14 protein-coding genes are annotated in these 18,597 nt (G+C 43.0%); 3 read left to right on the forward strand and 11 right to left on the reverse strand.

The annotated features are described in order from the left end of the window. Positions 1–77: 77 nt before the first annotated feature. Positions 78–983 carry an Hsp33 family molecular chaperone HslO gene (gene hslO / locus V7K85_RS10200; protein ID WP_334813233.1) on the forward strand — a complete coding sequence of 302 codons (906 nt, stop codon included), beginning with the start codon at positions 78–80 and terminating at the stop codon, positions 981–983. Positions 984–1,137: 154 nt separating this feature from the next. Further along, on the forward strand, positions 1,138–3,258 hold the full coding sequence (locus V7K85_RS10205) for a chromosome segregation ATPase (protein WP_334813234.1): 2,121 nt from the start codon (positions 1,138–1,140) through the stop codon (positions 3,256–3,258). A 170-nt stretch (positions 3,259–3,428) separates the two neighbouring features. Here the strand turns inward: V7K85_RS10205 and V7K85_RS10210 are convergent, their stop codons facing one another. From V7K85_RS10210 to V7K85_RS10260, 11 genes are all read right to left on the reverse strand, one after another. After that, positions 3,429–4,307 carry an NAD(P)-dependent oxidoreductase gene (locus tag V7K85_RS10210; protein WP_334813236.1) on the reverse strand — a complete coding sequence of 293 codons (879 nt, stop codon included), beginning with the start codon at positions 4,305–4,307 and terminating at the stop codon, positions 3,429–3,431. Positions 4,308–4,659: 352 nt separating this feature from the next. Continuing rightward, entirely contained in the window at positions 4,660–5,847 is a 1,188-nt protein-coding gene (locus V7K85_RS10215) for a class I SAM-dependent methyltransferase (protein ID WP_334813238.1), read from the reverse strand. A gap of 235 nt (positions 5,848–6,082) precedes the next feature. Then, positions 6,083–7,828: a Dyp-type peroxidase gene (locus V7K85_RS10220; RefSeq protein ID WP_334813240.1), complete on the reverse strand. Its 1,746-nt coding sequence runs from the start codon at positions 7,826–7,828 to the stop codon at positions 6,083–6,085. Positions 7,829–8,003: 175 nt separating this feature from the next. Further along, positions 8,004–8,282, reverse strand: coding sequence for a hypothetical protein (locus V7K85_RS10225; protein WP_334813242.1), 279 nt, complete (start codon positions 8,280–8,282; stop codon positions 8,004–8,006). After that, positions 8,275–8,664 carry a VOC family protein gene (locus tag V7K85_RS10230; protein WP_334813244.1) on the reverse strand — a complete coding sequence of 130 codons (390 nt, stop codon included), beginning with the start codon at positions 8,662–8,664 and terminating at the stop codon, positions 8,275–8,277. The genes V7K85_RS10225 and V7K85_RS10230 overlap by 8 nt, the downstream gene beginning before the upstream one ends. Before the next feature lie 166 nt (positions 8,665–8,830). Then, complete coding sequence (locus V7K85_RS10235; RefSeq protein ID WP_334813246.1) at positions 8,831–8,983, reverse strand: GAF domain-containing protein; 153 nt, start codon at positions 8,981–8,983, stop codon at positions 8,831–8,833. A gap of 159 nt (positions 8,984–9,142) precedes the next feature. Further along, positions 9,143–10,993 carry an Eco57I restriction-modification methylase domain-containing protein gene (locus V7K85_RS10240; RefSeq protein ID WP_334813248.1) on the reverse strand — a complete coding sequence of 617 codons (1,851 nt, stop codon included), beginning with the start codon at positions 10,991–10,993 and terminating at the stop codon, positions 9,143–9,145. Positions 10,994–11,017: 24 nt separating this feature from the next. Continuing rightward, positions 11,018–11,533: a hypothetical protein gene (locus V7K85_RS10245; RefSeq protein WP_334813250.1), complete on the reverse strand. Its 516-nt coding sequence runs from the start codon at positions 11,531–11,533 to the stop codon at positions 11,018–11,020. 406 nt (positions 11,534–11,939) lie between these two features. Beyond that, positions 11,940–12,113 carry a hypothetical protein gene (locus V7K85_RS10250; protein WP_334813252.1) on the reverse strand — a complete coding sequence of 58 codons (174 nt, stop codon included), beginning with the start codon at positions 12,111–12,113 and terminating at the stop codon, positions 11,940–11,942. A gap of 214 nt (positions 12,114–12,327) precedes the next feature. Next, positions 12,328–15,792 (reverse strand): helicase-related protein, encoded by a 3,465-nt coding sequence (locus V7K85_RS10255; protein WP_334813254.1) that lies wholly within the window; start codon positions 15,790–15,792, stop codon positions 12,328–12,330. Positions 15,793–16,169: 377 nt separating this feature from the next. After that, the gene (locus V7K85_RS10260; RefSeq protein ID WP_334813256.1) at positions 16,170–17,354 is read right to left on the reverse strand and encodes an NAD(P)H-quinone oxidoreductase subunit H; all 1,185 of its coding nucleotides are present in this window, start codon (positions 17,352–17,354) and stop codon (positions 16,170–16,172) included. A gap of 253 nt (positions 17,355–17,607) precedes the next feature. On the opposite strand from V7K85_RS10260, the gene rsmH reads away from it, so the two are divergent. Beyond that, complete coding sequence (rsmH, locus tag V7K85_RS10265) at positions 17,608–18,567, forward strand: 16S rRNA (cytosine(1402)-N(4))-methyltransferase RsmH (RefSeq protein WP_334813258.1); 960 nt, start codon at positions 17,608–17,610, stop codon at positions 18,565–18,567. Positions 18,568–18,597 lie beyond the last annotated feature (30 nt).

The raw sequence follows: 18,597 nt of genomic DNA on the forward strand, positions 1-18,597 counted from the left end.
TATTACGGCGTCACTTTTCTACCAGCAGAGAACTTAGAATGGAAAAAGTGAACTTGTTAAGAAATGTAAGGTTATTCATGGCGGATCAGTTAATTCGTGCAACAGCAGCCGAAGGTGGAATTCGTGCCATAGGTGTGATCACCACACGTTTAACAGAAGAAGCACGGGGACGCCACAAGCTTTCCTATGTGGCAACGGCAGCACTGGGTCGGACTATGGCGGCAGGCTTGTTAATGGCTTCTAGTATGAAGCGAACTGGGTCGAGGGTCAACGTTCGGGTAAAGGGCGATGGGCCTTTGGGTGGCATATTGGTAGATGCAGGCTTAGATGGTACGGTACGCGGGTATGTGGGAAATCCATCTGTAGAATTGCCTCCCAATGCCAAAGGTAAGCTAGATGTTGGTGGTGCAGTGGGTGGCGGCTACCTCTATGTTGTCCGGGATATCGGTTATGGTTACCCTTACTCTAGTACGGTAGAACTAGTTTCTGGGGAAATTGGCGATGATGTGGCTCATTATCTTGTAAATTCCGAACAAACACCTTCAGCTTTAGTTTTAGGTGTCTTCGTGGGAGCAGGTGGAGTGACGGCAGCTGGAGGATTACTGGTACAAGTATTGCCCAAAGCTGCCAGAGACGAAGCCCTAGTAGAAACGTTGGAATCACGAGTAGCTGGTTTAGCAGGATTTACGCCATTGTTGCAAGCTGGGAAGACTTTGACTGAAATCTTTGGCGACCTGTTGGGAGACATGGGGCTGGCAATCTTTCCGGAACGGCAAATGCTGCGCTTCCACTGTGGTTGTTCTTTTGAGCGCGTTTTGGGGGCACTTAAGATTTTGGGAGAAGCCGAACTGCAAGATATGATTATTAAAGATAATGGTGCTGAAGCAACTTGCGAGTTTTGCGGCAACGTGTACCAGGCAAGTAGCGATCACTTAGCTCAACTAATTGCCGATTTGCAAGCTGAATCTACCGTTTCAGGATAAAGTATAAAGTAGCACTGATTTTTGAGATTGCTAATGGTATTCTGTCGAGAGAGATAATCAAAAAAGTAGCTTTTTAATCACGAGAAAGCTACTATGGCAACAATGGAATTATCGACCTAAAGCAGAGCGCTATTCAATTATTTTGGTGTGAGAGATGACAGAGCGGGATATTCCAGACAGTTGGTCTTCAGCCAGAGCAAGAGAGCCAGATCAAAACACAAGATTATCCCGAACAGAAGAATTCGGTGAAACTCAGCCATTTGATGTCCCAGCTACTGGTTCTACCTCCAACTCAGTGAAGCGGCGAAAAAAAACCGATACCGTACTACAGGGAAGCAAGCTACGCAAAGCGTCTCGTAGAGAAGGATTACCTATAAATAGTCATTCAGAAGAAACTGCCCAACTCAGTAGAAGTCCAGGAAAATGGCCACGCTGGATGAAAAGCTGGATATTGTGGCTAGCACTGATAATGTTGATTCCTGGCAGTGTAGGATTCTTGGCAATGGCAATGCTGCTGAAGTTGCCCTCTGCCCCTAATTGCCCATCGATTTTCTGGCCCCTAGCAAGTGCTTCTGTGCGGCTACACTGCGCTCAGTTAGCGGCTTCTAAGCAGACAGTGAACGACCTATTGCAAGCGATCGCTCTGGTGAAGCAACTACCACAAAATCACCCGTTGCATGGAGAAATTGATCGTTTCATAGAAGAATGGTCACGGGATATTTTGAAGCTAGCTGATCAAAGTTTCCAAACAGGGAATTTAGATGAAGCGATCGCTACTGCTCAGAAAATACCCCAAGACGTGGCGGCTTATAAATTAGTCGATGAGCAAATTGGCAAATGGCAGTCAATTTGGTCAAAGGCAGAAGCCACATACAACGGTGCGATCGCCCAAGTAAAGGAACGGCAGTGGCAATCGGCATTCATGTTATCCGCCAAAATGCTGCGCGTAGACAATCAATACTGGGCGGGTACTAAATACGACCAATTGAATCGTCTAATTGCCACAGCGCGGGAAGATGGCGATAAGTTAGGAAAAGCCGAAAGTTTAGCAAATAGCAAAGTAGTCGATAATTTACTAGAAGCTATCAAGCTAGCCGAGTCAATTGGGCAGGAAAGTTACATTTACCAAAAAGCTCAGGAAGCGATTCCCACATTTGGACGCAAAATGCTGGAATTGGCACAGGCAAAACTAGACAAGCAGGATGCCGAGGAAGCACTGAATATTGCCAGACAAATTCCAGAAAGTACTAAACTACAGGGCGAAACAGATGACTTTATCGCCATAGCTGAGGCCAAAAGGAGTGCTTGGATCGGTAATGTTTCTGGTTTAGAGGCAGCGATCGCCCAAGCACAACAAATTGATCCTTCCAGACCAGTGTATAACGAAGCACAAGAACTGATTGCTCGTTGGCAGTTGGAAATTGAAGATGTTGCCCATCTGGAAAAAGCGAGAATATTGGCTAGCCAGGGAACAGTCCCTAATTTAACAGCAGCGATCGCCCAAGTGCAGCTGATACCTACTAGTAACCCTAGAGCTACAGAAGCTAGGCAAGAGATCGGTCGCTGGCGTGCTCAAGTGGAGACAATTGAAGACCAACCTTACTTAGAACGTGCCGAACAGATAGCAATATTCGACGATATTAACTCTTTGCAAGCTGCGATCGCCCAGGCCAGCGAAATTCGTAGAGGTCGTGCATTATATCCAGAAGCACAGAAAAAAATTCGTACTTGGGTAGGAAAGATTCAGCGAATTCAAGATCAGCCTTACTTGGATCAGGCACAAGAACTCGCTCAGAGTGGAAATCTCACCGGGGCCATTAGCACAGCTCAACAAATTGCCTCGTCCGGAAGGGCGCTTTCACAAGAAGCACAAGCTGCGATAAATGACTGGGAAGGGCAAATCCGCACCAGAGAAAATTGGAAAAAAGCCCAGGAAGTGGGGGCGGCTGGTACGCCAGAAGCCTTGATTGAAGCAATACGGCTGGCAGATCGGGTTTCAAACAATAGCATCTTACGGATGGATGCGAATCAGGCTATTGACCAGTGGAGTCAGCAATTGTTAGAAATAGCACGCTCTCAAGGTCAGTCTGATATTGCCAGAGGGATTGACATTGCCAAATCGATTCCACGTGGTAGTGCTGCTTACAGTGCAGCGCAAGAGCAAATTAAGACTTGGCAAGAATTTCTCAATCCTCGACCTGAGCCTCAGCCTCAGGTTCAGCCTCAGCCTGAGTCTCCACAATTGCTACCATCAACGACTACGAATGGGCAGTAATATCCTTAATTAACGATTAAAACCTTTTCATTCAGCATTTTCAAAGTGCATATTAGGGATGCAGGGGTGTAGAGAGAAACTTTTCTCAATGTGTCTCAATTTTTAACATTTTTCAAGTAAATAAACCACGGGTTAGGGTAGCACAGCTAGTTGTGCTACCCTACAAAAATTTATTCCCCGATCGCTTCTCCCCATTCCTTAATTACAGAAAATAGTGATGAGTAGTCATCATCAGCAAATGACATTTTCACAGCTGTTTGCAAGATTTGCCGCACACCTTTAATACTGCTGAGATCCAAACTCTGAGATTTCGCTTCAGAGATAAACAATTCTGTATCTTTGAGCAAGTGTTTTGTGGGGAAATTCGGATCAGCATAATTGCCATCCAACATCCGTTGTAGCTTTTTGTCAAAGGTAGGTGCGTAGAGTGAACTGTCGCGCAATATTTGCATAAACACATCCACATCGACACCCTGACGCTGGACAAAAGCCAGACTGAGAGCAAAGCTAGTTGTTAGAGAAGCTATTAGTTGATTTAGTGCCAATTTAAGCGCCGCAGCAGCTCCCACAGGGCCTATAAGTAAAGGTTCTGTCCCAAAATTTTGGAGTAGCTTTAAATGGCGTTGATATTGTTCTGCCTCTGCCCCTACCATAACACTCAACTTGCCAGCTTTTGCTTCTGGGATACTCCCTAATACGGGTGCTTCTAAATACTCACCACCCCCCCCAACAACTGCATCTCTAATTTCCTGGCTTTCTGTGGGAGTAATTGTTCCCATTTGGATGATAGTGCGCCCTTGCAGAGTTTGCCAAGCAGTATCTGAAAGCAACACATTATAAATGGCCGGGGCATTAGTAAGCATGAGGATTACGCACTCAGCAGCACGAATGGCGTGGCGGGGATGTGTGACAATTTCAGCCCCAGCTGCTTGTAGTGGTGCTAATTTTTCTGGGGTGCGATTGTAGGCAACTAGTTGTATATCTGCGGCTAATAACCTTTGAGCCATTGGTAGTCCCATCAGTCCAGTTCCCAGAAATGCCACCTTCATTTTTCACGTTCCTTTGGTACAGCGTAAGCATAGCCTGTTGTAGACATCGCGTTTCTATCGTTTGATTTTAATATCAGTTATTAGTGAACAGTTATCTTTGAACACTGATAACTATTCACTGACTACTGAATTATCGTATTTGGTGATTAGCCCCCAGCGGCAAAAGTCATCATAATTATTACTGAAAGTAAAATACCTGGAGTAAGTAAGGTTACTAGCATTAGCAGGTCATGAGTGGACATAATTATTACTTTGGTAGTGTGTTTAACTTTACAGTAATCACTGTTATGCTAGTCTAAATAAGACTGAGACTGCATTCTTAAATAGAGTTTTAACTTTTCTTTGTTTACCTTTACTCTGGCAAGGTCAATCCGAGTAGTGGTTGAGAAATTTCTGTATTGTCCAGACCTTTGCTCTGAACTAGGACTCCAAAGCCGCCTAGTCCTGTGGGATCTAGAAGCTGGTGTAGTGAGTCCCGGCGCTGTAGTAACTGTGAGAGGGGTTGCTGTTGATAAGAAAGGGCAGCAATGCGATCACCTAACCCCAACGCCATCAAAAATAATCCCTGCTGCATAAAACCAACATTCTTTAAATTGCACTTCTCACCCCAGCGTTCCAAAGCCGTAAAGTCAACATGGGCAGTGATATCTTGTCGCCCAATATTGATATAGGGGTTGTCATGGAAACGGTGATGGTAATAGCACTGTAGGGTTCCTTGCGATCGCCTGGGATTATAGTAACGACTGGCGGGATAGCCATAATCAATTGTTAACACATAGCCGCGCTGCAAGCGGTCTGCTACTATACTCAACCAGTCTAGAGCAGCTAAATTAATTTCACTGCGGTAATCATCTGGGTATGCACTTTGGGTAAAGTTGATTTCCACTAAATCCAAATATTCAGCCAGTTGGGGCGTTGAAAGTTCTCCTGTGACTTCTACAAATGATGGGTATGGGGCATTGGTTTCTTTCTCATTCTTGTCTGTTGTCACATAAATTTCTCGGAGTTCTCCCGTTTCTAGGATGAATTGATGCACTGGAAACGCATCTACTAACTCGTTAGAAAAAAAGCAGCCTGCGATCGCCTCAGATGATATATCCTCTAGATTGCACCAACGCACGGGCAAATTTTGCAAGCGTTGCTGCTGTTCTTGTCTTAAAGTTGGGGACTTTTCAACAATGATGTACTCCAGTGCAGTAAAAAAATCTGGGTAGCGTAGCTGATGATATTTGAGGATATGCAATGCTAGCAGTCCTTGACCTGCTCCCATTTCTACCAGAGAAAAGGGTACAGGTTTTCCTAAAATCTCCCACATTTGGAAAAATTGTTCTGCTAGTAACTCACCAAAGTCAGTGCAGAGGTTGGGAGAAGTGAAAAAATCACCACCTTGAAAGCCAATTTTGACAGCATCGCTAGAATAGTAGCCATGTTCAGGGTGGTATAATACCATATCCATGAATTGGGCAAAAGTAATTCGTTGCTGGGGACTGGTGGTAATGTGATTTGCGATCGCTGCACACAATGCTGGATTTGAATCCATAAAATTTTAGGTTTGAGATTGGGGTGTTGAGAAATAAATGAATTATGAATGATGCAAAACAAAATTCATAATTCATAATTACCCTAACGGTCTACAAACCCCATAATATCGACCACTGTGCTATGAGCGCTGGCATTCATTGACAGACAAAACTTGAGAAGTTTGCAGTTCCATGCGATCGCCCACCAATGCAACGCCACAAAATGGTTTAGTATCTACTAGATACATCAAATCCTTACTTTGTCAATACATCCTTCAAAGCAGAAATCGACGGTGCAAAGAAGTAGCCGCCACCAGTAGGAATCACCCAGTCTTCAGGTGCAGTCAACTTCTTAGTTCGAGGTTGACCTTGGTCATCCTCAAGGTGGATAAAGAACTCGCGTGTGCGATCGCCATTTGGTTTGTTATTTTCACTTTGACCAATAATTGGATCGTGACCAAGGGGTAGTTTACCGTCAACCTTGTGATTGGTAGCCGCCGGTTCACTGAAGTCTGGATTGTTAACCCATAACTTGGTTACAAACTCAAACTGGTCTTCAATTGAGGTCTGATAAGCCAAAAAGTGCAGACCACGATCAACAAAGTTCGGGTCTGGTAGCGGATTGTTCGGCGTTGAAGGAGACACCGGGCCATAAGGAATGCCGCGACGGAGCAAGCGGTGTGTTTGAGTGGTCACTTCACTGCGGTCAATCTCTTCGGGGCCAGGATCTCCACCTCCTGGTGTTTTGTCATTACGTGGATAAGTCTTGCGGGTATGGGCAATAAACGGGCAACGCAGACCCGTTGCATCGTCAGAAGGTGGAACTACATCGTTTTTGAAGAAATGATTCTTGGGTAGATCATCACCGTTAAATTCAAAATCATTATTGGCATCGTCATTATCACCCAAACTTGGGGCATCTTTTTCGGGCGTGCGGACAGTGGGAGCGCCACTAGGCCAGCGACCAATCAGCTTTGCGCTCACCTTTGGAGGGTCGATGTTCAGGTAGGCAGCAGTATCGTTTAAAAACTTGTGGAACTTATACACATCTTGACGCAATCGGCGGAATACAAGGTAAGAGCCATCATTCGCCCAGTCTAGTCTTAGTCCTGCCGACACAACCTCACCTTTGCTATCTTCCAACGTTTTAGCCTCATTGTTTTGACCCTCATAGCCAAAAACAAACTCTCCTGGCCACAGAACATCCTGTCCTGGTTTGCCCTGGTTTGGGTTCTCTGAATTCTGCCGAGGAGTAAGAAGGTCTTTAGGATTATCAGAAACCCTGCCACGAATACCAGGTTGTGATATTCCATCCTTGTTGCCGAAATGTTCATGTCCAGACAGGGGTGCGGGTAAGTTGGCTCCCTCTTCCAAGAAGGTAATTCTGGCTCCGCTGCTCTTAAGTTTGCCTTGATCGTCTCTAAATGCCACAATGCTTTCTAAGATGCGCGAGACTTCTGCTAGCAAGTCCGCGCGTTCGTCGCTGGCAATAATGAAAACTACATCAACTTTGCCATTATCCGGCCCACCCACAACCCAGCCAATAGGCTTGCCATCCTTGTCCACCGGGTCGTTCAAATCAACAGCGCGTGCTGCTAGCCCAGCTTTAAAGGATGTATCTGTGAATGCATCGGCATCATTGGTTAGTTTCTTCAGCCCCTCAAAGGAGAAAGCGATATTGACCCAGGTTGCCTTAACAGCGCCTTCGCGGCCTCGTCGTTCTTTGCTGGACTTAAATAGGCGGTTGAAGGCTATCACTTCTGAGGCGGTGGCAATGAAGTCGATCTGTAACTCAAGCCACTGCTTGAAGGCATTTGGATTTTCAATTTCAAGGAACAAGAGGGCCTGGTAATCTTTATTGAACCCACCTAGAATGTTGCCTTGAATGTTATTGACATTGAGAATAGGATCATTAGGCGCAGAGGCGTAGAAGAATGCGTTTGCCTGTTGACCTTCTAAGGTTTCAGAAGCAGGTGCTTCACGAATTATTTCTTGTGTCATGATGAAAGTCCTGTTGATAGTAAAGCCTATTGGCTATTCCAGAATGGAAAAATGAAATCAGGTATCCCTGATGGGAACCTGTGTTAACTTATCGGACGTTGGTAAAGAATTTATGCAGCAATTCTCCCCATATTTCAGCGCATATTTCAATATAATTAAAGCGCCTAACACAGCGCTACATAACACGGTGCGTTAGGCTAAAGCCGTAACACACCCTAACTTTTGATTTATTTTGTAAATGGTTTCTTAAGTATTGATTTTCGCCCAAGCGATCGCGATGTCTACGACGGGCTATGCCAACGTCAGCCCAATTAATCGCGTCCAAGGAAATTCGATTACCTAGTACAACACGGCGGAAATAAACATACCATTTCAAATGGCGTAAGAGCTTGGAATACAATTCTTTTGGCTTTTGACTTTTGACTTTTGACTTCCGCCGACCTGTACTAGCCACTCACCAACGACACAAGCACGCCATTAGGATCGCGGACACGAGCAATAGTGTGTCCCCCAGGCTGAGTTTTAGGGGCATCTAGTGTTTTTGCGCCTGCCCCGATCGCTCTCATATAAGCGCTGCCAACATCAGGTGTGATAAATGATATCTGGATTAATGTCGGTGGTTGTGTGGCGTCGTTGGGATGGAAGCCGCCAGGAAATAATTTATGTGCCTCGCTACTGGAGGAGAAAGCTAGTGTGGTGTTTCCGGTTTCGATTTCAGCCCAGATAGATTGCCCCTTATCCTGGAGAGTGCGACGAACTAGACCAAAGGCTTTTTCGTAAAACTCAACGGTTTTAACTACATCGTCTACCCAGATGAGCGTGTAACCAAATTTCACAGTTATTTCTCCTTATTAGAAAAATCAGTACTAGCGAGGATCTTTGCTACTTCACTGTATGCGATTTGAATACACAGTAGCTTAATCCAGAATGTTACGATCTGTTGCTATTTGTGCCCCTATTTGCATCATTTCCATATCTGATGGCGACCTAATAATTACGCCCTTAACAGTGATGTGCTACGAACAATCCCCATAGTCCTCTAAATATCAAAATTGGTACAACCAAGTTGGTGGGAATCTGCAAATTGCGGAGAAAATCTTCATGACAAGGCTGGATTGGCTTTAATTCAATATCAGCCTTTACCCGTCCTACCAATCAGCTAACATGGTTAAAAACCTTCATGCTTGCGCCATTAGTATTTAAAAAGGCAGCAATGGTTTTTACGATTTCATGTTCCATTGCTTTATCTTGTTTGTTTGGCGGCAAATTTAAAGGTGCAGTAGATATCAATTTGAGTTTATTACTCTTACCTTACTAAATTAATGCTAATTTTTCTGATTTTCCAAACATTGGGGTAAAGGTACGGTAAGCTTCTAATGCTGCTTCTTTAACGGTTGCATTAACAATCGGAAATGTTGTGAGGATGTAGCTAAATTCATCTTCAGTTAAGCCATAAAGGTGTGCTACCATTCCATCGAGTTCGGCGCGGAGTTTAGCGCGTTCTGTAATCTGATTTTTATACTGTTCTGATGAACGATAATAAGCGCTGACATAAGGATATTGACTTTGATAATCTAACCAAGTACTTGCAATTATTGGATTTTGTAATAGTTTACTCTGTTCTTTCTCAAAATCCTTGATATCCATCTTGTTCTTTGTCACCAGTTCATTATGCTGTGCGAAGAACTCTTTAGCTTGTGGCTTAAATATTTCCCACGGCGGATTAGTGATAATCGCATCAAAACCGCCGCGTTCTAAAACCTTGTCAAAGTGATAACCCCAGTGAAACGGCTTCAAAGCTGCAATATCCTCAACCTTCAAAACACGCTTCTGTGATTTTCCAGTTAATTGAACTTCCTCATACTTGATACCCAAACGCTTACTAAACTCATCCAATAGCAAAACATTTAACTTTTCTTGCGATTTTTTGTTGAGTTGTTCAATATTTTTGCGAAGGTGTATCAATCGAGTATCTTGAGGTGTATCTGTATCAGGTAATGCTTTAGGTAAAAAAGCGTGTTTTTTGTACAAATCAAGAGATTTATTCTTTTCTTCAAGAATTTTCTTATAATTATCTGCGGCTAAAGACTGTAATAGATTCCCTTGTAGGGAATTTCCGACTGCATCAAACGCTGTTTCATCTACCCGAATTAAGCCAATTAACGAATTACCAGCCATAATATTAAAATCAATATTAGGCAATGGTTCTAACTCTTTAACATCGTGAGCAGAAGAAACTAAAGCTAAGAAAAGGCGTAATTTAGCAATTTCTGTTGCTTCCTCCATGATGTCTATACCATAGAGATTATCAGAAACAATACGCTTCTTGATAAAATAAGGTAGTGATGGATGAGAATTTTCTATATCTTCAAGGTTCTTTTTGAGAGTACCATCACCCATCAATTTAATTGTCCCGAACACCGCACTGTAAACTTGGATGAGCGTCTTCATCGCCGCGACAAGAAAAGCACCCGAACCGCAAGCTGGGTCAAGAATTGATAAATTACGAAGAATATCTTCCATTAGTAGATGACAAACATTTGTATCCAGCTTGATCAGAAGTTCATTGATATCCTCAAATCGCCTATCCTTATCAGATAGCGCATCATTTACGCGGTCTACAATTAACTTGTGGATAGTTCTGTCACAAAGATATTCTGTAATCTGCGGTCTTGTATAATATGCTCCAAAAGCCTTTTGATTAATGTACTTTTCAAAAATATATCCTAAAACATCGGGGTTTATCTCATCGTCTTTACCTTCCGGCGTATCATCCAGATTCCAAGAATAACGCCCGAATAAATCTAAAACTTGCTCAAACGCCTCATCAACTATAGAAATATCATATTTATCTTCAATATGATGCTTGAGAAATAGTCCACCATTCAGGTATTTAACTTTACCTACCAATTCTTGTACAGATAAATTGCGTTCAAACTCAGGTTTAGCAAAGCTTTCAAAAAATAAAGCCTTGAGAAATTCACCATAAAAATGATTTTCACCTTTTTGTTTGCTTTGTTCAAGCTTATTTTGCAGATAGTTTAAATCCTCATTATCAATAAAACCCTTACGCTGGAGAAAATAAACAAACATCAGACGGTTGAGAATTACTGATGTGTACCAACGTCTATCTGTCTCATTATCAATTCCTTTAACAAACAGCAAAAACTTCTGGTGTTGCTCTTGAAATTATTTGTAAAACTTCTTAGTTACTGGCTCAACATCAAACCCGTGTTGTAGCTTATAGGCAATTTCGACAACAGTCGGTTCCCCATGTTCTAATTCAGTAATATCAATAACTAAAGAACCAAGCTTACTTAAAAATAAGTCTCCTGGTTGACCTTTCACATATAAATGATCACGGACGTAGCTTTTACTTCCTTCTCGTTTAACCCAATACCAAAGACTACGTGTGCGTTCTTCGGTAATAAAAATTAGGAGATTTTCATTTATTAGCTTAGTAATTTCTTGATGAATAGTAACTCTAACTTTAGCCTCTGGTATTTTCCCATCTGTCGCAGTGATTTCAAAGATTGCAACACCTGAAAGTTCAGCAATTTTCTGGTATTGATATGTCTTATTATCAATCTTTAAGGTTATAGCTTTTTGTCTTGTAGGTTTAGACCAACCTAATTCTTCTATGAATAAATCACTGAATTGGAAATTAGAGAGTAAATCGCGTGTTCGTTGAAAATTAAGCGACATAATTTACCGTAAATAGCTTGGGAAAGAAAAGCCAAGCATGGTAAACTTGCAACTCACAAAATAAATCTGGAGCGATAAAAATTAAGTCTGCGCTGGCGGACTTGAAGAAACTCTCTTTATACAAGCTAAATTTTAACCATGCTTTTTATACTTTATAAATCCTTTATGCTTCATTACGGTTGAGAGATACTACTGAAGCGTTGGCTCTGTTTGGGCAGGCGTGATTTTTAATCGCCAGGTATATTCGCTGATTACTTTATCAAAATGCCTAATTGCTTTCTTAAAATACTTAAATACTTTCTTAAAATACTTAAATGCTTTCTCAAAATGCTTGATTGCTTTCTCAAAATGCCTGATTGCTTTCTGATTTCGGTAGATTTAGCAAGCAAAAATGCATATTGCTTTCTCAAACCCCAGTTTGCTTTCTCATTTCGGTAGATTCAGCAAGCAAAAAGGCATTTGACTTATTCATTTTGGTGTTTTCCGCAAGCAAAAAGGCATTTGACTTACTCAAACCCCAGTTTACTTTCTCATTTGGGTGTTTTCCGCAAGCAAAAGCCAGGGCGAAGGTGATTTGCACGCCAGTTGCTTATGGTGAAAACCTCTCTCCGTTTCGGGGAGAGGCTTTTATTTTTTCTCCCTAACGCTAGTAGGGAAGGGGTTGGGGGTTAGGTTTGAGAGTAAAGTTGCACACGGCGTTAAGTAAGTTTTTTTAACGAACCGCAGAGGCGCAGAGGACACAGAGAGCAGAGAGAAGAAAAAATGCTTAACCGAAATGTATTGGTTTCTAATTCTTACTCCTGAAATAATCCTAGAGAACAAATAATCTCAGGTTCTCGCTTTTCCAATTCTTCTCTCACAATACACAGACGGTCATCCATCCGTAGCGCCACTACTAATTCAGCTAACTGCTGATTATTAATACCGCTTCTCAGTTGACGGTTGAGAGTATCAATGGCTGATTGTCGCAAAGGATAACGGTAAATTTCATCAATTGCTTTTAAAAGTTCTTCGCTGACAAATACTGTTCCTTTCATCTGTTGAACATAACTCTTCAGTCGTTCATAAGTGCGAAACCTTGCACCTGATGGTCGTCCCAATTGACCGCCTGCATTTTTCTCTTCTTCAGCAATCAATTCAGCACCCTTTTTAACTAACTCGTGATGCTGTTTATCTCTGGGTATTGCTGGGGTAGATTCTTCACACGCCGCCACTCGAAGAACCGCTAATTGTGATTGAGTAACGCTGTTACCATCGCGGTCAACATAAATTAAAGAATCATTCCCTTCAGTGGTTTTCATATAAAGCAATACCCCCTCTGGAGGCAGTCCGTTGCGCGGGTCTCCCGCGTTGTAGGAACTGCCGTGTTGCACAGGTTGCGGAGTATGGGCGCGGGTAGAATAAACCACATTTTGCATTTCCTCAATCGTTTTTTTCAAGCCCGGATTACCATCAGTGGCTTTTTTCCAAATTTGAAACGCTTCTGAGGTCAAGTCAACTTCTGTATCTTCTTCCCCATCTAAAACTCCAGATTTCTCGTTGTAGAGGTCGAGAATTACTCGTGCATCATCATCTTCAAAAAATGCTTCATCAGTTCCTACCACTTCAGCATTTTCTTGCAGTCGTTTGCGGAGTCGTCCCCGCAAATTAATAATCCGTTCTACTCCCTCGGCTGGTAAAAAAGAATAACAGAGAATTTGGTCAGCATTTTGTCCAATGCGGTCTACTCGTCCGGCGCGTTGAATTAAGCGAATAATTGCCCAAGGTAAATCCCAATTCACGATAATTGCACAGTCTTGCAAATTATGACCTTCACTCAAAACATCTGTGGCTATTAAAATACGTAACTCATCTGATAATGAAATTTGCTCCCGTTTTCCATTACTCACAGGGCTAAATCTTCCTGTGATTACTGTAGGGTCTTGAGATTGACCTGTTACCCCAGCTACTTTAATAATATGACTTGACTGCAAATTGTCTGTAAGGTAGCGGACTGTATCGGCAAACTGGGTAAAAATTAGTACTTTATCCTGGGGGTGAGTTATTGTTAACAGTTTGATTAAAGCAGCAAGTTTTTCATCCTTTTGAGGATTCCACTCGCCACACTGTTGCAGGACATTAATAAGTGCTTTGGCATCTTCTAATAAATCCCGTTTCAGTTTTTTAATGTCAAAAAGTGTAAAACGCAACCACTTAAATCGTCGTTGATATCGAGTTGTATATTCTTGGTAAATTGACTCTGCTCTTTGACGAAAGACTTTTTCTGTTTTAGATACCTTCTCTTCTTCATTAGAAAAAGGAGTTACTTCTCTCTCTACTTGCAATGAAGCAGTAGAATCATCTTCTGTTTCTGTATCAAACAAAGCTGCTGCCACAGAATCGGCATCTTCATCATTATTACTTGTATCTAATAACTCAGCCTCCTGAGTTCCAATCGGAATATCAAGCCCCTGCTCTAAGGCATATAAATAAATGAAGTTCCGTAAAATGTGGCGTTCAATTGATTGGATAAAAGCAACACCACTACTTTCTAAACGTTTAAACAAATTAGTGCGAGAAAAACCCATTAACCTCCTACCACCACGAAATAAACTATTAATAAAGCGTTGTTCGGTGTCTGTAGGCGGTTCTTTATGTTTAGCAATAACGTAATTTCCTAGCCCATAACGAGGTAAATTAAGTTGATTAATTACTTCTACGACTAACTCAGAGTAAAGACGAGAATAAAAGTCTGTGTTAGAACCTTCTAAGGGAAACTTGAGACTACGAGGTATACGCTGGGGAAAATAAGAATGTCTGCCATCAGAAAATTCTAAATATTTCCGCCCTGTTTCATCTGTATGAGCATAATTATCTTTAATAAAAGAGCGAGTGCGTCGCACCATGTAACGCTTCATTAATTCTCGCCAGTCATCAGGGTGTTCGCTTTTCTCAAAAGCAGCTAAAGAACGTACTGAACATTGGTGCTTTCTAATAAACTCTAATTCTCCTACAGAACTGCCACCAAGTTCATTAATTAAAGCTTCTGGTCTTAATCCCAAATCTTCGTCTTCTAGCACAAATAGCCGGAGTTGGGCAGAAAGGTCAAGATAACTCTTATTGTAAGGAGTAGCTGATAATAAAATACATTTACTTTCGTTAGCTGCAATATATTCTGTAATTGCTCGATAACGTTTACCTTCGCGGTTACGTAAGTTGTGACTTTCATCAATTAACACAACTCGGTAACGGCGGAGTTTTGGTAATTTATTTTGTACTTGACTAATTGGCATAACTTCGGCAAGTAGTCGATAGTTATTTACATATTCTTGCCACATTGGCACTAAGTTTTTCGGGCAAATAATCAGTGTTTCTAAAAAACAATCTTCTTGTAATATCTTGGCAAGGGCGGTTCCAACTAAAGTTTTACCCAAACCAACCACATCACCCACTAACACGCCGCCACGCCTAGTTACATGACGTGCTGCTAGCTGCACGGCGGCTTTTTGGAAATCAAATAAGTTATTAAATTCGCGGGGGATGCGAAATTCTGAAAGTCCAGCGATCGCTTCATGGGATAAGTGGTAAGCTATCTTCAGGTAGATGTAGTAAGGTGGGATTAACTCAACTCTCGCCCAGCTTTGATCGATAATTTCTGCCAATTCTTGGGAAATATCTACACAACCGTAATCTTGCCAGCGATCGCTAAACCACTTTTGCAGCTTATTGCAAGCATCGTGATCTAAAATATCAACATTCAACTCCCCTTGTTTCGCCAGTCCTGGAAGGGTTAAATTACTGCTACCCAAGAATCCCACTGTGGGAGTGTTGGGGTCATGGCGATGCACAAGATATAATTTGGCGTGCAGGGGATGGCCCAGAAATAGTTTAATAATTAGTTTTTGAGTTTTTAGCTGATGACTTAACCGCCGCAACCCCGCTTCATCCTGATTAGTCGGCGCACCGATAGTCAACTGCTTGCGAAATTCTGCCGCCATGCGTTTTTTAAATCGCACAATGCTACTGTTATCAATGCGTCCATCACCACTAACAAGGGTAAATGCTGCATGAACTTCATCACTGGGCAAACTTTGCATCCCTATTAGCAGACGGCAACAAGCTTTTTCACTACCAACATATTGTTCGATTAAATCATCAATTTTTCGCCAACCTCTGAGGTTGAAGTAGCCAACGCAAAAATCTGCCCGATAAGAGACTTTAAGAGTTTCTCGCAAAATCGGTAGCAGTTGTAAATCAATGTTGTCAAATATCCGGGGCATTACTCAAAACGTTTAAAAAGAGATCATTTATGTTATATGAGTAAAAAATTTTTCCAGCCAGAGTAGGCGTGATTCATTAGTGAAGGGTGCGGTACTAGACTTGATATATAGCAGTTCTCGTTTTGATGTAACAGATGGTAGGGGCACAGCAATGCTCATTGGTGTCAACTTAAGCTAAAACTTCTTTAAAACCTCGTTTCCAGCTTGCTTGTTCCCAGTCTCCGACTGGGAATGTCTATAAGAGGCTCCGCCTCAAGACTAGCGGCAGAGCCGCAATTGAAGAGCATTTCCAGCCTCTGGCTGGAAACGAGGTTTGAAAAAAATAGAGCAGTTGCACTGTATACAACTGCTCTAAAAAGTACTTGGATAGATATTTTCTACCTATCCACAGAACCCATGATTACGTCAACACTGCCGAGAATGACCACAATATCTGCAACCTTCATTCCGCGCAGTAAATGTGGGACAATCTGGAGATTGTTGAAATCTGCTGCGCGAATCTTCCATCGTGCAGGGAAGACATTATCCTCCCCAACCAAATAAATTCCCAATTCACCTTTGCCACTTTCTACACGAGAGTAGATTTCACCCTTGGGAATCTTGAAAGTGGGGGAAACTTTTTTGCCGATGAATTGATAATCAAATGCGTCCCACTCTGATTTTTTACCTGCTGCTAAACGCTTGGCTTCCAGATTTTCGTAAGGACCGCCAGGAAGTCCTTTAATTGCTTGGCGAATAATCTTTACAGATTCGCGCATTTCCCGCATCCGCACCACGTAACGGGCAAAGCAATCACCGGCAGTTTCCCACTGCACATCCCAGTCAAAATCGTCGTAGCATTCGTAATGGTCAACTTTCCGCAGATCCCATTGTACGCCAGATGCGCGTAACATTGGGCCAGAAAGTCCCCAGTTAATTGCTTCTTCACGGGTGATAGTGCCAAGACCCTCAACACGTCGCCGGAAGATAGGGTTATCGGTTACTAAGCGTTCGTACTCATCAACTTTGGGTATTAAGTAGTCGCAGAATTCCAGACACTTATCTACCCAACCATAGGGCAAATCGGCTGCTACTCCACCAACGCGGAAGTAGTTATTATTCACCATCCGATAGCCTGTAGCGGCTTCCCACAAATCATAAATCATCTCCCGTTCCCGAAACTGGTAGAAGAAGGGAGTTTGAGCGCCCACGTCAGCTAGGAAGGGGCCAAACCACAGCAAGTGGTTAGCGATGCGGTTCAACTCCAGCATGATGACGCGGATGTAGCTGGCGCGTTTGGGGACAGCGACACCTGCAAGCTTTTCTGGGGCGTTGACGGTAACGGCTTCGTTGAACATTCCCGCAGCGTAGTCCCACCGACTAACGTAAGGGACGTACATTACATTAGTGCGGTTCTCAGCAATTTTTTCCATTCCCCGGTGCAGGTAGCCGATGACTGGTTCACAGTCAACGACATCCTCGCCATCCAGAGTCATGATTAGCCGCAGAACCCCGTGCATTGAGGGGTGGTGTGGCCCCATGTTTAGCACCATCGGTTCAGTGCGGGTTTCTAGTCTGGTCATAGATTTCGTGTTCTCCCGTTGTGTTCGTGTAGCGTGCCGAAGCCAAAATTTTGAATTGAACCGCCAAGATGCCAACCAGACCCGATTTATCTAGTCTGCCAAGCCAAAATCAAGCTTGCAGGAGCAATACTCTCAGGAAAACTGCCTTTGAGGCGTCTAGATGTATTGCCCATACAGGGGTATGTTGGAGAAGGGGTGACAGAGGAGGGATTTTACTTGATGTTTAATTTTGTTGCACTTCTTCAATTATTATATGGAAGCTCGATTTCAGGGAGTTGAGGCGCAGGAATTTTTTCATGTGCCAGTTTTAGGTGGGCAGGTAATTGAGGGTTTGGCGGTGCGTCCGGGCGGGCATTATTTAGATGTGACAGTAGGCGGTGGTGGTCACAGTCGCCTGATCTTAGAATCTGCTGCGGATGTGCGGGTAACGGCAGTTGACCAAGATGAGGAGGCTTTAGCAGCCGCAAAGAAGAATTTAGCTGAATATGGCGTTAGCGTTCGCGAAGCGTCTCCGTCAGGAGAAGCTCCTCCGTTCGCGCAGCGTCTCCGACAGGAGAAGGAGGCTCGCGTACAATTTATTTATAGCAATTTTGCTGCCTACGAGTTTCCCCCCAACACTTTCGATGGTATTTTAGCCGATTTGGGAGTGAGTTCTTACCATTTAGATCAAGCAGAAAGGGGTTTCAGCTTTCGCCAAGCTGCGAATTTGGATATGCGAATGGATCGAGGGCGATCGCTAACTGCTGCTGATGTGATTAATAATTGGGATGAAGCGGATTTAGCAGATATTTTCTTTAAGTACGGTGAAGAGAGATTATCGCGGCGCATTGCTCGTCGCATTGTTGAACGCCGTCCGTTGCATACGACTGTTGAATTGGCTGATGCGATCGCTTCTTCAGTTCCCCCGAAATACCGTTATGGGAGAATTCACCCCGCTACCCGTGTTTTTCAAGCTCTGCGAATTGTCGTCAATGATGAGTTAAAATCCCTAGAAACCTTTTTGGATAAAGCACCAAATGCCCTTGTCCCTGGTGGCAGAATTGCGATTATCAGTTTTCACAGTTTGGAAGACCGCCCGGTGAAGCATGGTTTAAGAAATTCGCCTTTGTTAAAAGTCTTGACAAAAAAGCCGATTATTGCATTAGAAGAGGAAATTCAGAGGAATCCGCGATCGCGATCGGCCAAACTGAGGATAGCCCAAAAGCTGCTGTAAATGTAATGAATGCAGCGTTAAACTGCTCCT

The sequence above is a fragment of the Nostoc sp. genome, from assembly GCF_036917615.1.
Classification (GTDB): domain Bacteria; phylum Cyanobacteriota; class Cyanobacteriia; order Cyanobacteriales; family Nostocaceae; genus Nostoc.

Excerpts from the sequence above, each read along its gene's own strand:
- V7K85_RS10205 (WP_334813234.1), top strand. The coding sequence starts at position 1,138 with ATGACAGAGCGGGATATTCCAGACAGTTGGTCTTCAGCCAGAGCAAGA.
- V7K85_RS10260 (WP_334813256.1), bottom strand. The coding sequence starts at position 17,354 with ATGACCAGACTAGAAACCCGCACTGAACCGATGGTGCTAAACATGGGG.
- V7K85_RS10210 (WP_334813236.1), bottom strand. The coding sequence starts at position 4,307 with ATGAAGGTGGCATTTCTGGGAACTGGACTGATGGGACTACCAATGGCT.
- V7K85_RS10220 (WP_334813240.1), bottom strand. The coding sequence starts at position 7,828 with ATGACACAAGAAATAATTCGTGAAGCACCTGCTTCTGAAACCTTAGAA.
- rsmH (WP_334813258.1), top strand. The coding sequence starts at position 17,608 with ATGGAAGCTCGATTTCAGGGAGTTGAGGCGCAGGAATTTTTTCATGTG.
- V7K85_RS10245 (WP_334813250.1), bottom strand. The coding sequence starts at position 11,533 with ATGTCGCTTAATTTTCAACGAACACGCGATTTACTCTCTAATTTCCAA.
- hslO (WP_334813233.1), top strand. The coding sequence starts at position 78 with ATGGCGGATCAGTTAATTCGTGCAACAGCAGCCGAAGGTGGAATTCGT.
- V7K85_RS10255 (WP_334813254.1), bottom strand. The coding sequence starts at position 15,792 with ATGCCCCGGATATTTGACAACATTGATTTACAACTGCTACCGATTTTG.
- V7K85_RS10215 (WP_334813238.1), bottom strand. The coding sequence starts at position 5,847 with ATGGATTCAAATCCAGCATTGTGTGCAGCGATCGCAAATCACATTACC.